We start from the raw sequence: 15,155 nt of genomic DNA on the forward strand, positions 1-15,155 counted from the left end.
TCACATGCTGTGCGTATTTCCGTTCGAAACCGCATTGCTGGAGAAAGCGGGCGTGGGGGGGGGGGTCGTGGGGGGTCGGCGGCGCCCCGCCCAACCCCCCCCCCCCCCGCTCCATGCAGGCTATCAATGTTCGCTCTTCGCCGATTCCTTCTTGTTTTCGGCCTTCGCTGCGCTTTTCTTTGCGGCCGGCTTGGCTTTCTTTGCGTCGAGCTTGGTGAATGTGACCTTATCGGTTTCCTTGTCGAAGCTCACGTCGACCGTATCGCCGGACTTCAGCTTGTCGCCGAGGATCTCTTTTGCAAGCCGCGTCTCCAGTTCCTGACGAATCTGGCGTTTCAATTCACGCGCGCCGAACTCGGGGCGATAACCGACATCGGCGAGATGATCGATAACCGATTCCTGAACCTTGAGCGTAATGTCTTGCGCCGCTGCGGTGCGCCTGACGCGATCGATCTGGATCTGCACGATCGAGCGGATGTTCTCGCGCGAAAGCCCATGAAACACGATGATTTCGTCGATACGGTTCAGGAACTCGGGACGGAAATGGCCTTTGAGCACGTCCATCAATTTCGCGCGCATCGCCTTTTCCGAGTCGCGTTCCTTGTCGCTCTTCTCGAGGTTATCCATGATGATGGACGCGCCGAGATTGCTCGTGGAAATGATGATCGTGTTGCTGAAATCGACGACGCGGCCTTTGCCATCGGTGAGCCGGCCATCGTCGAAAACTTGCAGCAGTACGTTGTTCACGTCGGGATGCGCTTTTTCGATTTCATCGAGCAGGATCACGCTATAGGGACGGCGGCGCACGCGCTCGGTCAATTGACCGCCTTCGTCATAACCGACATATCCCGGCGGCGCGCCGATGAGTCTCGCCACGGCATGCCGCTCCATGTACTCCGACATGTCGATGCGAATCACCGCCTGTTCGTCGCCGAACACGGTTTCCGCGAGCGCCTTCGCGAGCTCGGTCTTACCGACGCCGGTCGGCCCGAGGAAGAGGAACGTCGCGATCGGCCGATTCATCTGACCCATGCCCGCGCGCGACAGGCGCACCGCATCGCTGACGGCGACCACGGCTTCGTCCTGCCCGACGACGCGCTCACGCAGCTTGTTTTCCATGTCGAGCAGCTTCTGACGTTCTTCCTGCGTGAGCTCGGTGACGGGAATGCCCGTGAGACGCGACACGACTTCCGCAACCGATGCGACCGTCACTTCGAGCGTCTCCGACCCGGTCTTGCGCTGCCACGCTTCGGTCAATTCATCGAGCTTCGTCTGCTTCTCGTTGATGCGCTCCTCGAAGCCCTTCGCCTGATCGAAGCGCTTGCGCGACGCTGCATAATCCTGCTCGCGCTTCAATTGCGCGATCTCCGCTTCGAGTTCCTGAATCTCGGGCGGACGCGATTTCGAACGGATACGTACCCGCGCTGCGGCCTGATCGATAAGATCGATAGCCTTGTCCGGCAGATAACGCGACGTGATGTATCGATCCGATAACTCTGCGGCCGCGACGAACGCATCGTCGGCGAAAGTCACCTGATGATGTGCTTCGAGTTTGTCGCGCAAACCGCGCAGTATGACGATGGTCTGCTCGACCGTCGGCTCGGGCACGAGAACCGGTTGAAAGCGCCGCTCCAGCGCCGCGTCCTTCTCGATGTACTTTTGATATTCATTGAGCGTCGTTGCGCCGATCAAGCTCAACTCGCCGCGCGCGAGCGCCGGCTTCAGTACATTTGCGATATCGAGTCCGCCTTCGCCGCCGCCCTGACCCGCGCCGACGATCGTATGCAGTTCGTCGATGAACACGATCAACTCGTCCTGCTTGGCCGTGATCTCGTCGATGAGCTGCTTCGCGCGCTCCTCGAATTCGCCGCGATACTTCGCGCCCGCGACCATCGAGTTGATGTTGATCTCGACGAGCCGCTTGTTGCGCAGGTCCTCGGGCACGTCGTCATTGACGATGCGTTGCGCGAGGCCTTCGACGATCGCCGTCTTGCCGACACCCGGCTCGCCGATCAAAACAGGGTTGTTCTTCTTGCGACGCGCGAGCACTTCGATCGTGCTCTCGATCTCCTGCGCGCGTCCGAGCACCGGATCGAGCTTGCCTTGCCGCGCCATCGCGGTGAGATCGCGGCCGAACTTGTCGAGTGTCGGCGTGCCGGTGGGGGTATCGACTCGTCCGTCTTCAGCGCCCTTGCCGACGATCTTCACGACCTTCTGACGCAAAGCCTCGGACGTGACGCCGTATTTCTTCAGCAGCGTGCCCGCGATGCTGTCGGGCACGGACGCGAGACCGATCAGCACATGCTCGGGGCCGACATAAGAATGGCCGAGCTCGCGCGACGCCTGAAATGCATATTGGAACGCCTTCTTGAGGCGCGGCGAGATCGTCATCTTCTCGACGGGCGCGTCGGGATCCGCTTTGCCTTTCTGCGCGTGCTCGTCGATATAGCGCTTGATGTCGTCGGGCGATAGCTTCAGCTCTTTGAAGAGCGCCTGAACGACGTCCGTATCGGCGAGCACGTATAACACTTGTTCCGTGTCCAGCTCGGTCTTCTGCAGTTCGTGTGCTTTTTCCGCTGCGCGCTGCAGCAGTTCCATCGTCTGCTCGCTGAAGGCGTCGGTGACATCGACGGAATCGCGCGGCACCGAAGCCACCATGTCTTCTTCGTCGTCTTCATCGCCGGCATCGGGCATGCCGCCCATCAGGCGCGACAGGCCGCCGCCGCCCAATAGCGAATCGAACGGATTCAACATGCTTTGATGCCGCATCAACTGGCGGTAGTCGTATTCGCAGATCGACATCGACTTGCGTTGGCCATTCTGCACGACGGTCACCTGCGCAACCGCGGGCCGGGCACGACAAATTTCGCAAAGGGCAGCCATGATCGATTTTCTCCATGTTCAGGACGGTCGATGCCCGGCCTGAACGATCACGCGCCCTACGATGCAATCGTCGATTTCAGGCCGCACCACCGCCAGATGAGCAGTGCATTCCCCTCATAGGTCTTTTATTGGACTGTTCTTCTGATGCGGCTATTCGCCGGCCGCGATGGAAACGGAAGCCTCGCTCGTCAACATCAGGAACGTGAGCGTTTCTCGCAGATAGAGTTGTACCGCCGTGTCGGAATGGCTCGAATAGCCGATCGACAAATCTTGTCCGATATGCAGCTCGTAATCGCCGCCGCGCGTCGACAGCACGCAACCGCCCTGAAGCGCGGGTGCCCATACGAGATCGCCGCTCACGATGCGCTTGATGTGCTGAATGACCGGATAGCCTTGATCGCTTGCTTCGGCGAGCGCGGTATAGGCATCCGCGCCGAGCAGCACGGAGTAGGGACCGTCGACGCCGGCGAGGCGCAGCTTTTCGAGTGCCTGGCTGATCGCGGCGGGATAGTCGGCGACGTCCGTGGGCAGAAGCGTGGGGGCGTTCGAACTGCCTTCGCGAATGCCGGTGATGCCCGCGGCCGCGAAGCCGTCGAAGATCGCGCTATCTTCGGCGAGCGCGAGCTCGTTCGCGGCGGTCTTGGCCGGCTGCCAGTCGCCGTCGTTCGAGCCCCGCTCCACGCTGTCGATGGCTTCGCGCTGCAGCGTGAACGGCACCGTGAGTTGCACGAGCTGCTTCACGTCGTACAGATTTGCCTGGACGCCTTTCCTCGGCGCCGCGATGTTCGTCTGATGTCCCGTGCCGATGCCCGATAGCGCGACGCCGCCAGGACTCTTCACATCGACGACGCGGCGGCCCGCGAGGGCGCGCTTGAAAGTGCGCGCGACTTCCGATTCGATCTGCGACCACGCGGCGCCGGAAATAGGCGCAAGCTCTCGATGCAAGTTATTCATCTTGTGATGTTCCTTTGAGTGAGCCAATGTTCAGTGTGCCTTCGCGGCCATCCGCTTGCTGACTTTCGCCGATGGAAGCCGGCGCGGTGTCCGGGTTGCGATCGGGAAGCTCGTCGAGCAGATCGTTGGACGGCACGAAGAACAGGCCGCCCGTCACCGCGCGGCTGTAGTCGAGCAGCCGGTCGTAGTTGCCCGGCGGCCTGCCGACGAACATGTTCTCCATCATCTGTTCGATCGGCGCGGGCGAGCGCGCATAGCCGATGAAATACGTGCCGAACTCCTTCGACCCCGGGCGGCCGAAAGCCATGTTATGCCGGAGGATCTTCACTTCCTTGCCGTTATCGTCGATCGTCGTGAGCGAGCTGTGCGAGCAGGAAGGCTTGATCGATTCGTCGAGTTCGACATCGGATAACTTTTCGCGTCCGATGATCTTCTCTTGCTGTTCTACGGTGAGGCCGTTCCATGCATCCAGGTCATGCAAATACTTCTGCACGATCACATAACTTCCGCCGGCGAAATCCGTATCTTCTTCATCGACGATCGTGTAGTGCGCGGCGCTTTTGCCCGTGGGATTTTCGGTGCCGTCGACGAAGCCCACCATGTCGCGCAAATCGAAGTAGCGAAATCCATGCACTTCATCGACGACCGTGACCGCATCGCCCAGCTTGTTGAGCATCTGCGATGCAAGCTCGAAGCACAGGTCCATGTGATCGGCGCGGACATGCAGAAGGATGTCGCCGGGCGTCGCAATTGCGCGGCGATCGCCCTGGCCGAACTCGCGGAATGGATGCAGCGACGCGGGGCGCGGTGCGCCGAAGAGCAGATCCCACGCATCGGAACTGAAGCCGCATACGCAGGAGAGGTTCGCGGTCGGCGCGCGCGTGCCAACTGCGCGGACGAGCGCTGCAATTTCGCCGCACCATGAGCGCACGACATCGGCCTTGCCTTCGCCGCGTGCCACGGTTGCGACGATGAAAATCGCGCTTCGGGAAATCGGATTACAGACGGCTTGTGGTTCGGGTGTGTTGTTGGGCATCTGAAGAGTTCGATTGCATGAAGCGGTTGATCAAACCGAACGACGGGTCACGACAAGTGCCCGCGTTTTTTCTAAAGCGACTCGCGCATGATTCCCGAGCGGAGCGCGACAAAATGCCTTATTTGCCGGGCGTGAAAACGTGCCCGGACAGTCGTTCTGTTTCGGTGGTAAACCAGGTTTGTGCGTGACGTCGCGTTGCAACCCAGGAATGATTGGCGCCGTCGTTGAGGTGTTGTCGGATCACGCGGCGCGCTCGTTCGATGCCGTCGCGTATTGCTTCGTCCGGCGTGCGCCATTCTGGCTGAACGGTCTCGGGCCACGGAGCGAACGCGGCCTTGCCGTCGCGATTCACGGTGAGGTCCGCGACCCATGCGCCGCGTTCGTTGCGGCGCGTCGCGACTGAGATTTCGAATCCCGCATAGACGTCAAAGGCAGATTCCATCTGTTCCTCCGATGCGGATCAAGATAACTTGAAGTTTCATAAGATTATATGCTGGCGTATTCCTGATGCTTTGAGCGAAAGCATCGGACTGACGATACACCAACTCGATGCAACGAATACTCTTGAACGCACGGCTTTGTAACATCCTTATCGACCGACAGGAGCGACTGTGAAACTGACCGACTTCGACACGCTGACTTTCGACTGCTACGGCACGCTGATCGACTGGGAAACGGGAATCTTCGAAGCACTGCGCCCGTTGCTGGATCGCGTCGAGCCTGCATTGACACGCGATCAGGTTCTGGAAGCGCATGCGCGTCACGAGTCGTCGCAGCAGAAGTACACGCCCGGCAAACGCTATCAGGAGCTTCTGGCTATCGTCTATAAGCGGCTCGCCGAAGAGTGGGGCGTGTCATTCACTCAGGAAGATTGCACGGCTTATGGCCGCTCGATTCGAGATTGGCCCGCCTTTCCTGATTCAGCGGATTCGCTTCGATATCTGAAGCGGCATTACAAGCTCGTGATCCTGTCCAATGTCGATAACGAAAGCTTTGCGCATAGCAATGCAAGGCTACAGGTGGAATTCGACGCGATCATTACGGCCGAGGATGCCGGATCGTACAAGCCTTCGCCGCGCAATTTCGAATACATGCTGGAAAAGCTGGGCGAGCGCGGTATCCCGAAAGAGAAGATCCTGCACACGGCAGAAAGCCTTTTCCACGATCACAAACCGGCGAATGAATTTGGTCTCGCATCGTGCTGGATCTATCGCCGTCATTCGCAGCCCGGCTTCGGCGCGACGATGGACCCGGGTGCTCAGCCGAAGATCGACTTCCGCTTCAACAGTATGGCGGAATTGGCGGACGCGCATCGCGAGGCGATGGAGTTGAAGTAATCGTCTCCAATTTACAACGGATGCCTAACTATTATTGTAATGCAACTAACTGTCAACGTTTTTCGCCGCATTTCCAAGCTTCGCCATCAACCGCTAGCCTTCAGTCGAAGTCCACGCTGTTACCATGACGTAGTTCGTCGAGCCGTCGGATCTGCGCGGGCATGATCCGTCCGAGCGACAGCGGTGGAAGTCTATCGAGATCAAAGAACGCGACAGCATCCGTTTCCGCGCCGATAACTTCGCCCGCTCGCACGATCTCACCGAGGAAAACGAGCTTCCAGATATGGAACACCGATGGCGGATGAGGATGCTTCGCCGTATCCCACGCCGCGAGCAGTCGGACGATCTCGACCGTATAGCCGCTTTCCTCGCGCACTTCCTTGGCGGCATTTTCGGCGGGGGACAGCCCCACGTCGGCCCATCCTCCGGGAAGCGACCAGAGTCCATCGGCGGCTTCGCGCACGAGCAGAATCTGTCCGGCGTCATTGAATACGGCGCATCTGACATCGAGCTTCGGGTTGGCATAGCCCGATTCGAAGGCGAAGAGATCGGCGACCTTGCCCGTTTCCATCGACGTCATGTCGGCGATTTGCTCATGAGCGATCGCCGCTATTTCCTCGTATCGCTCCTTGTCGAAGACGCCGGTCGTGTAATGCAGTCCCGTTTGCGCGAGTGCGAGCAGGCGGCGCGCGTGTTCGAGTCGACGATTGGATGATGGTTTACCGGATTGCATGGTTGCGTTCACTTTTTAGTTTCGGGCCGCGGAGCGTAAGCTGCATTTTCCGCCTTTATCGCGCCATACATTTCCCTAGCGTTTGATTTTCTCGTCGTCAAGGGCGCAACAATGCCTATACTCGGAGCTATCCCCGCGTGCGTGACGGTCGGCATAATGTGGGCCATCAGATAACAGTCGCAATTCGATCGGCATCCGCAAACATATGAGCGAACAACGAGCAAAACGAGACCCCGAAGGCACGCGACGTCGCATTTTGGAAGCCGCCACCGATCAGTTCACCAAGTTCGGCCTCGCGGGCGCGCGGGTCGACGCCATCGCCACGGCGGCGGGCACGAACGAGCGCATGCTCTATTACTACTTCGCGAGCAAGGAAGGGCTGTACGTCGCCGTGCTCGAATCGATGTACGCGCAGTTCGCGGAGCGCGAGCAAAGCCTCGATCTCTCCGGCTTGCAGCCGACCGACGCGGTCCGCGCGCTGGCGCAATCCATCTGGACGCATCTGCGGGAAAATCCCCAATGGCTGAGCCTCATCAATAACGAGAACCTGCACGAAGGGCGCTATCTGGAGCGTTCGAGTCACTTGCGCGAGACCATCTCGCCGGTGGTCGATCTGCTGCGCGTCACGCTCGAACGTGGCGCGGCAGCGGGGCAGTTTCGTCAGGGCGTCGATCCGCTGGACTTCTACGTGACGGTGGTCGGCATGGGCTATTACATCGTGTCGAACAGATACACCATCGACATGTTCGTCGGCCGGAATTACGTCGAGCAAGGGCATCAGGCGTCGATATCCGCCATGCATCTCGACATGTTGCTCGCGTATCTGCGTCCGGCGAACTAGCACTTCAATGCACGGCCGCATTGCCGGGTGTGACGGGCGATTTCTGCGTGCGAGCCAATAAGAGCGTGAGCACGGCCGACAGCACGAGCAAGCCCGCGACGAAATAGAGCCCGCCGGAGAAGCTGCCGGTCTGATCCTTCACCCAGCCGATCATCGCCGGGCCGGCGAAGCCGCCGAGGTTGCCGATCGAATTGATGGTGGCGATGCCCGTCGCGGCCGCGGCGCCCGAGAGGAACATCGTCGGCATGGTCCACAAGGGCGGCTTCGCGCAACTGATGCCGATGTTCACCAGCGTCAACGCGGCAACGAGCCCGACGATGCTATTGGCCATTGCCGCGACCACGAGGCCGATCGCCGCCGCCACACAGGCCAGCGCGACGTGCCACGTTCGCTCGCCGGTGCGGTCTGAGTGGCGCGACCAGAAGATCATCGCGATCACGGATACGATCGGCGGAATCGCGTTGAGCAGGCCCGTCGTCATCGACGAAACGCCGAGTTGCCTGATGATCTGCGGCGCCCAGATGCCGAGCGTATAAAGGCCCGCAGACGTGCCGAAGTAGATCAGCGACAACGCCAGCACACGCGGATTCGCCAGGCCGCTGATGATGCCGTGCCCGGCGCTCGACGTGGCTCTGCTGGCGGTTTCCGCATTCATCACATTGACGAGCCACGCGCGTTCGTCGTCCTTCAGCCATTTCGCTTTTTCCGGCTTGTCGGTCATGTAGAAAAACACGACGACACCGAGAACGAGCGCGGGCACGGCTTCGAGAATGAACATCCATTGCCAGCCGCGCAGGCCCGTCACGCCGTTCATTTCGAGCAATGCGGCGGAGAGCGGCGAGCCGAGCGCCGTGGAGATCGGCGCGGCGGCCATGAAGAACGCTGTCACGCCCGCGCGATGCCGCGCCGGGAACCAGTAGCTGAGATACAGGATGATGCCGGGAAAGAAGCCCGCTTCCGCCGCGCCGAGCAGAAAGCGGATGACGTAGAAGCTCGTCGGCCCTTTGACGAAGGCCATCGTCGCGGAAATGATGCCCCACGTGACCATCACGCGGGCTATCCAGAGCCGCGCGCCGACCTTGTGAAGAATGATATTGGAGGGCACTTCGAACATGAAGTAGCCCCAGAAGAAGATGCCGGCGCCGAAGCCGAGCATCGAGGCCGTGAAGCCCAAGTCCGTCTTCATCGTGAGCGACGCGAAGCCGATATTGACGCGGTCGATATAAGCGACGAAGTACAGCAGCATGATGAACGGCACGATGCGCCAGGTGATCTTGCGCAGCGTGCGTTTTTCCAGATCCATATCCATGGAATGTCTCCTTGTTTCGATGACCGGTCGAATGTCGTAACCGTCTTGTGCGGCCTCGGGTCTAGTCGGAACCAAGGTTAGAACCGATGGAATCGCGTATGAATCGATCTAGACTTAATACATCCTTGCAAAAAATTCATGAATGAATATGGACTCGGAACTGAGCTTCTTTTGTCTGCTGGTGAAGCAGGGCAGTCTCGCCGCTACCGCGCGCGAACTGAATCTGACGCCGCCTGCGGTTTCGCGGCGGCTTTCGGCGATGGAGGATCGTCTGGGCGTGCGCCTGCTCAACCGCACGACGCGGCGCATCAGTCTGACCAGCGAAGGCGAGGTCTATTTCGCGAACGCGCAGCGCATCCTGAGCGATATCGACGATATGGAGCAACTCGTGTCCAGCAGCCGGGCCGCGCCTAAAGGACTGTTGCGGGTCAATGCGCCGCTGGGATTCGGGCGCTCGTATATCGGTCCGTCGATATCGGTGTTCAGTCAGCGTTATCCCGATGTCGAAGTGCAGTTGCATCTCACCGACCGGCCCGTCAGCCTGCCCGACGAGAGCATCGACGTCTCCGTGCGTTTCGGCGAGATGCCGGATTCGCGGCTCATCGCGAAGAAGATCGCGTCGAATCGGCGGCTACTGGTGTCGTCGCCCGGCTATCTTCGTGGCGCGGGTAATCCCGCTCATCCGCATGACCTGACGCATCATCAGTGCATCGTCTTGCGGCAGAACGAATCCGCCTATGGCAACTGGCGTCTGAGCCGCGCCGGGCGCACGGAGACGATCAAGGTGCACGGCAAGCTGAGCACCAACGACGGCGAAGTGGCGCTCAACTGGGCGCTGGAAGGGCACGGCATTTTGATGCGCGCGCAATGGGACGTCGCCAAATATCTTCGCAGCGGCCGTCTGGTGCAGGTTCTGAGCGATTACGACACGCCTCCCGCCGATATCTACGCCGTCTATCCCGAACGCCTGAACCTTTCCGCCAAGGTCGCATGCTTCGTCGATCACCTGCGCGACTATCTGGGCCAGCACGCGGACGGCCCGGCGCGCGTGGCTTCCAACTGGTGACGTCATTCGTGCATGAAACTTAATAATGCATTAAGTTTCGCGCCGGTTTTTGTCCCCGGATGTGGGTAAAGTCCAGTCAGACACATTCTGGAGGACGGAGACATGAAGACCTATCGCATCGCGACCATCCCTGGCGACGGCATCGGCAAGGAAGTCGTGCCCGCCGGGCAGCAAGTGCTCGAAGCGCTGGCACGCAGCACGCAAAATTTTGAATTCCAGTTTGAGAATTTCGACTGGGGCGCGGACTACTACCGCCAGCACGGCGTGATGATGCCCGCCGATGGCCTCGACGCCATCCGTGACAAGGACGCGATCCTGTTCGGCTCGGCGGGCGATCCGGACGTGCCCGATCACATCACGCTCTGGGGGCTGCGCCTGAAGATCTGCCAAGGACTCGACCAGTACGCCAACGTGCGCCCGACGCGCATCCTGCCGGGCATCGACGCGCCGCTCAAGCGCTGCAAGCCGGAAGACCTGAACTGGGTGATCGTGCGCGAGAACTCGGAAGGCGAGTATTCGGGCGTCGGCGGCCGCGTGCATCAGGGCCATCCGATCGAGGCCGCGACCGATGTATCGATCCTCACCCGCGCCGGTGTCGAACGCATTATGCGTTTTGCATTCAAACTCGCGCAGTCGCGTCCGCGCAAGCTGCTGACCGTCATCACGAAGAGCAATGCGCAGCGCCACGCGATGGTCATGTGGGACGAGATCGCGGCCGAAATCGCGAAGGAATTTCCCGACGTCAAGTGGGACAAGGAACTAGTCGATGCATCGACCGCGCGCATGGTCAACCGTCCGGAATCGCTCGATACGATCGTCGCGACCAACCTGCACGCCGACATTCTCAGCGACCTGGCCGCCGCGCTCGCGGGCAGCCTCGGCATCGCGCCGACGGGCAATATCGATCCCGAGCGCCGTTATCCGTCGATGTTCGAGCCAATTCACGGCTCCGCGTTCGACATCATGGGCAAGGGCCTGGCGAATCCGGTCGGCACGTTCTGGTCGGTCGTGATGCTGCTCGAACATCTCGGCGAATTCGACGCCGCGAAGCGCGTGATGCAGGCGATCGAAGCCGTGACCTCGGACAAGTCGCTGCATACGCGCGATCTCGGCGGTGTCGCGACGACCGCGCAAGTGACCGACGCCGTGTGCGCGATGATCGGCACGCGAGCGGCCCGCGCCGCCTGAAAGCAGCGACAAGATCGTCATCGCCAGCCGGAGTAAACTGCTTATGCGGTGTGTTTGCCGCGAAAGGAGGTTGCGATGAGATTCGCCGACATGTTCAAGCGCCCGAAACGCGGCGCCACGGCGCTTCACACCGGAGACGCGGAGCCTCATCACGAGGACCACGCGAAGTCGGTGCAGAAGCAGGCGCGCAAGCTGTGGGACGCGATCGGACGCAATCGCCATAGAAGCGCGAAGTGGTAGTAGCGAAGCGGGCCCGGGAACGAAAGTCCCGGGCCCGAATCGTTTTCAGGACATGATTCAGTTGGTGTGCATCGCGTCAAACTGCGCTTCAATCCCACACGGGCGCAAGACCTTCCGGGCTCACTTCACGGCCATTGCGTTCGAGTTCCGCGATCTGCGCCATGTCGTCGGCGGTCAGCTTGAGTTGTTGCGAGAGCAGATTGCTCGCGAGGTTCTCGCGTTTCGTCGACGACGGAATCACCGCATAGCCGAGCTGCAGCGCCCATGCTAGCGCGACTTGCGCGGGCGTTGCGTGATGCCGCTTCGCGATCTCGCCGATGACCGGATCCTTCAGCACCTTCCCATAAGCGAGCGTCATATACGACGTGACGTGAATGCCCTGTTCGCGCAGAAACGCGACCAGCTTGCGGTTCTGCAGATACGGGCTCAGCTCGATCTGATTGGTCGCAATGTTCTCGCGGCCGACAACATCGATCGCCTGCTTCGTCAATTCGATATTGAAGTTGGAGATGCCGATCTGCTTCGTGAGGCCTTGCGTCTTCGCATCGGCGAGCGCGCTCATGAATTCTTCGAGCGGCGTGCCGCTGTCCGGCGCGGGCCAATGAATCAGCGTGAGATCCACTTCATCGACGCGCAGCTTCGTCAGGCTTTCTTTCAGGCTCGGGACGAGCTTGCCGCGCGAGACGTTGTCGGTCCAGATTTTCGTGGTCAGAAAGATGTCGGAGCGGGGCACGCCCGATGCGGCGATCGCTTCGCCGACTTCGGCTTCGTTGTCGTAGATCTGCGCGGTATCGATGGCGCTGTACCCGAGCTCAAGGCCGTTACGCACCGAATCCATGACGACCTGATCTTTCAGGCGAAAAGTGCCGAGGCCGAAAGCGGGAATCCGGTTCATGGAATGTGTTCTCCAATAGCTTGATAGACGAACACAGTATGCCGGCTTTACTCTTGCGCAAAAACCGGGCTATAAAGGAAATACTCTTGAATTAAAGTCAATTATGAAAGTCACTCTCGACGAGCTTCAGACCTTTGCGACGGTAGTCGATACGGGCTCCATCACGGCGGCGGCGCAACAACTCGATCAGACGGTGTCCGGTGCGAGCCGCACGCTCGGACGGCTCGAAGAGAAGCTGCAAACGACCCTCTTGCGCAGAACCACGCGGCGTCTGGAGCTGACGGAGGAGGGCAAGAGCTTTCTGCAGGACGCGCGCGAGATCATCGGCGCGGTGGAAAGCGCCGAGGAACAGATCGCCGCGCGCCGCGAACGGCCTTCGGGGCTGTTGCGCGTCGATGCCGCGACGCCGTTCATGCTGCATGTGATCGTGCCGCTCGTCGCGGGGTATCGGGAGCGCTATCCGCATGTCGAGCTGGAATTGAACAGCAACGAAGGCGTGATCGATCTGCTGGAGCGCCGCACCGATGTCGCGATTCGCATCGGCAAACTGAAGGATTCGACGCTGCACAGCCGGCCGATCGGCAGCAGCCGCATTCGCGTGCTCGCGACGCCGAAGTACCTCGAGGCGCACGGTCTTCCGAAGCGCGTCGACGAACTCGCGAATCACTCGCTGCTCGGCTTCACGCAGCCGGAGTCGCTCAATGTCTGGCCGCTTGCGGGGCGAGACGACGAGCCGTACCGCATCAAGCCGAGCATCGCTTCATCGAGCGGCGAGACGCTGCGGCATCTCGCGCTGGAAAGTGCGGGCATCGTGTGTCTGTCCGACTTCATGACGCTGCGCGATCGGCGCGAGGGCACGCTCGTGCAGATCCTCGCGCGTCACACGCAGGAAGTGCGGCAACCGATCAGCGCCGTCTACTATCGCAACACGGCGATCTCCGCGCGCATCGCATCGTTCGTCGACTATCTTGCCGAAGCCGTGAAGACCACCGAATTCGCGCTGCCGGGCCATCGCTGACGCGTCGTCAACCTATGCCGAGAACATTGGCGCCGATGCACGGATCGACCGCGCGTTCGAGCCGCTTCTGATGAACCATCAGCGTGATTTCCATCGATCCGGTGCCCACTTCGAGATTCAGCAGATGGCCGCCGTACGCGTTGAAGTTGCTGTCGCCCGCCATGCCGTGCATGTGGATCGACGGCTTGCCTTCTTTCCATGCGACCGATCCTGTCAGGCTGCCCATCTCGACGTTGCGGAAAGTCTGCGCATCGAAATCCTTCTTCGCCGCGTTCCAGAAACCGAACGTCGGATGACCGAAGCCGATGCCCGTCAGGCTGACCGCGGGAATGTTCTCCGCAAGCGCGAACGTCGTCAGTTGCTCGAAGACGTTATCGCCCTTGCGCAGCACCATGAAATAACCCGTGGCCGTCTTGATGTATCTGCGCTGGACATCGGGGCCGCCTGCCGCGATCACGCCCGCTTCGCACTCCGCGGGCGATTGCGTTTGCGCCGATACTCCGCTCGGAATGATGGATGTCGCGAGTGCGCCCGCCGACAGCGCCGCGATGTTTTTGAAGAAGTGTCTGCGCAGATAAGTCTCGTCCATGAAGCTGTCTCCGTTGATGTTCTTGACCGTCGATTCGGCTGCGGCGGAGTGTAGACAAGACGTTCGAGGCGGAATACTGAGAGTTGCGACTACGGTTATAACCCGCGCTCATGGCTCACGAAACGTCCTCGGGTTGAGCGTGCTCTGCGAGCAGTTCCTCCATCAGAAGGCGCGCGCCCGCGGATACCGGCGCGCCTCGTCGCGTGACGAGTTCATAAGGCTCGCTCTTCGACGATAGCTTGAGCGGAAGCATGCCCGTCATGCCGTGTCGCGTGAAGAACTCGGCGACATCGATCGACACGAGCGCGACGAAAGTCGGATTGCTTTGCAATAGCGAAAGCGTCGCGAACGCCGACGTCGTTTCGACGAGATGCCTTGGAAAGCGGATTTCGGCTTCGCGGAATTCGCGTTCGAGCAACATGCGCATCGGCATGTTCGCGCGATAGACCACCCATCGCACATCGGCGAGATCTTTCAGACGCAGCTTGCGCGCGCTCTGAAACGGATGACTCAGGTTCGCGATGACAGCGAGCGTCTCTTCCTGAAGATTGACACTGTCGTAGAGAAAGGGCGTCTGGCTGATCGTCGTTCTACATACGGCGAGATCGAGGCGTCCCGCGTCGATGAGACTCAGCAATGCGGCGCTCGTATCTTCGACGATCTCGACCGACATCTCCGAATGCTTCGTGACGAGCGACGATATCGCTTCGATCACGCGCGGCACCGCGCCCATGATGACGCCCACCGACACGCGCCCTCCATGTCCCCGCATGATGCCGACGATTTCTTCCCGCAGATGCGCGACGTCGGTATGGATGAGCCGCGCATAGCGAATCACGCAATGACCGATGTCGTTCGGTTCGAGCCCTCGGCTCGTGCGGTTGAAAAGCGCCGTGCCGAAGGTCGTTTCGATTTCATGCAGCGCCTTGCTCGCGCCCGGTTGCGTGAGCGAAACCTGCTTGGCCGCGCTCAGAAGCGAACCATGATCCGCGAGCGCGATGAGCAGACGCAACTGCTTCAGATGCAGCCGGGAAATGATCGAGTTGAGGGAAGGAGTCATGTCGCG

Annotated in this window: 15 protein-coding genes; 6 read left to right on the forward strand and 9 right to left on the reverse strand. The window is 60.4% G+C overall.

The features are described from left to right. Window positions 1-123: 123 nt before the first annotated feature. The 4 genes from NCS28_RS29095 to NCS28_RS29110 form a co-directional block, all read right to left on the reverse strand. Entirely contained in the window at window positions 124-2,883 is a 2,760-nt protein-coding gene (locus tag NCS28_RS29095; RefSeq protein WP_250517257.1) for an ATP-dependent Clp protease ATP-binding subunit, read from the reverse strand. A 150-nt stretch (window positions 2,884-3,033) separates the two neighbouring features. Next, on the reverse strand, window positions 3,034-3,837 hold the full coding sequence (locus tag NCS28_RS29100; protein WP_250517258.1) for a family 1 encapsulin nanocompartment shell protein: 804 nt from the start codon (window positions 3,835-3,837) through the stop codon (window positions 3,034-3,036). Continuing rightward, the gene (locus tag NCS28_RS29105) at window positions 3,830-4,873 is read right to left on the reverse strand and encodes a Dyp-type peroxidase (RefSeq protein ID WP_250517259.1); all 1,044 of its coding nucleotides are present in this window, start codon (window positions 4,871-4,873) and stop codon (window positions 3,830-3,832) included. The genes NCS28_RS29100 and NCS28_RS29105 overlap by 8 nt, the downstream gene beginning before the upstream one ends. Window positions 4,874-4,991: 118 nt before the next feature. Next, a complete protein-coding gene (locus tag NCS28_RS29110) occupies window positions 4,992-5,315 on the reverse strand; it encodes a DUF6566 family protein (protein ID WP_250517260.1) in 324 nt (107 codons plus the stop codon). A 169-nt stretch (window positions 5,316-5,484) separates the two neighbouring features. Between NCS28_RS29110 and NCS28_RS29115 the strand changes: the two genes are divergently transcribed. Further along, complete coding sequence (locus NCS28_RS29115) at window positions 5,485-6,210, forward strand: haloacid dehalogenase type II (protein ID WP_250517261.1); 726 nt, start codon at window positions 5,485-5,487, stop codon at window positions 6,208-6,210. A gap of 100 nt (window positions 6,211-6,310) precedes the next feature. Here the strand turns inward: NCS28_RS29115 and NCS28_RS29120 are convergent, their stop codons facing one another. Continuing rightward, entirely contained in the window at window positions 6,311-6,943 is a 633-nt protein-coding gene (locus NCS28_RS29120) for an NUDIX hydrolase (RefSeq protein ID WP_250517262.1), read from the reverse strand. Between the two features lie 205 nt (window positions 6,944-7,148). Between NCS28_RS29120 and NCS28_RS29125 the strand changes: the two genes are divergently transcribed. Then, window positions 7,149-7,784: a TetR/AcrR family transcriptional regulator gene (locus NCS28_RS29125; RefSeq protein ID WP_250517263.1), complete on the forward strand. Its 636-nt coding sequence runs from the start codon at window positions 7,149-7,151 to the stop codon at window positions 7,782-7,784. Window positions 7,785-7,788: 4 nt separating this feature from the next. On the opposite strand, the gene NCS28_RS29130 is transcribed toward NCS28_RS29125, so the two are convergent. After that, complete coding sequence (locus NCS28_RS29130) at window positions 7,789-9,093, reverse strand: MFS transporter (RefSeq protein ID WP_250517264.1); 1,305 nt, start codon at window positions 9,091-9,093, stop codon at window positions 7,789-7,791. Window positions 9,094-9,235: 142 nt separating this feature from the next. Here NCS28_RS29130 and NCS28_RS29135 point away from each other — a divergent pair, with 142 nt between their 5' ends. The 3 genes from NCS28_RS29135 to NCS28_RS29145 all read left to right on the forward strand — a co-directional run bounded on the left by NCS28_RS29135 (window position 9,236) and on the right by NCS28_RS29145 (window position 11,587). Beyond that, window positions 9,236-10,159 carry a LysR family transcriptional regulator gene (locus NCS28_RS29135; RefSeq protein ID WP_250517265.1) on the forward strand — a complete coding sequence of 308 codons (924 nt, stop codon included), beginning with the start codon at window positions 9,236-9,238 and terminating at the stop codon, window positions 10,157-10,159. A gap of 102 nt (window positions 10,160-10,261) precedes the next feature. Further along, window positions 10,262-11,347: a tartrate dehydrogenase gene (locus NCS28_RS29140; RefSeq protein WP_250517266.1), complete on the forward strand. Its 1,086-nt coding sequence runs from the start codon at window positions 10,262-10,264 to the stop codon at window positions 11,345-11,347. 75 nt (window positions 11,348-11,422) lie between these two features. Further along, window positions 11,423-11,587, forward strand: a complete 165-nt coding sequence (locus NCS28_RS29145) for a hypothetical protein (RefSeq protein WP_250517267.1) — start codon at window positions 11,423-11,425, stop codon at window positions 11,585-11,587. A gap of 88 nt (window positions 11,588-11,675) precedes the next feature. On the opposite strand, the gene dkgB is transcribed toward NCS28_RS29145, so the two are convergent. Further along, a complete protein-coding gene (gene dkgB / locus NCS28_RS29150; RefSeq protein ID WP_250517268.1) occupies window positions 11,676-12,482 on the reverse strand; it encodes a 2,5-didehydrogluconate reductase DkgB in 807 nt (268 codons plus the stop codon). A 103-nt stretch (window positions 12,483-12,585) separates the two neighbouring features. On the opposite strand from dkgB, the gene NCS28_RS29155 reads away from it, so the two are divergent. Further along, window positions 12,586-13,500 carry a LysR family transcriptional regulator gene (locus tag NCS28_RS29155; RefSeq protein WP_250517269.1) on the forward strand — a complete coding sequence of 305 codons (915 nt, stop codon included), beginning with the start codon at window positions 12,586-12,588 and terminating at the stop codon, window positions 13,498-13,500. A gap of 7 nt (window positions 13,501-13,507) precedes the next feature. On the opposite strand, the gene NCS28_RS29160 is transcribed toward NCS28_RS29155, so the two are convergent. After that, a complete protein-coding gene (locus tag NCS28_RS29160; RefSeq protein ID WP_250517270.1) occupies window positions 13,508-14,089 on the reverse strand; it encodes a PPC domain-containing DNA-binding protein in 582 nt (193 codons plus the stop codon). Between the two features lie 115 nt (window positions 14,090-14,204). Then, window positions 14,205-15,149, reverse strand: a complete 945-nt coding sequence (locus tag NCS28_RS29165; protein ID WP_250517271.1) for a LysR substrate-binding domain-containing protein — start codon at window positions 15,147-15,149, stop codon at window positions 14,205-14,207. Window positions 15,150-15,155: the final 6 nt, after the last annotated feature.

The organism is Caballeronia sp. INDeC2 (genome assembly GCF_023631325.1).
GTDB lineage: Bacteria > Pseudomonadota > Gammaproteobacteria > Burkholderiales > Burkholderiaceae > Caballeronia.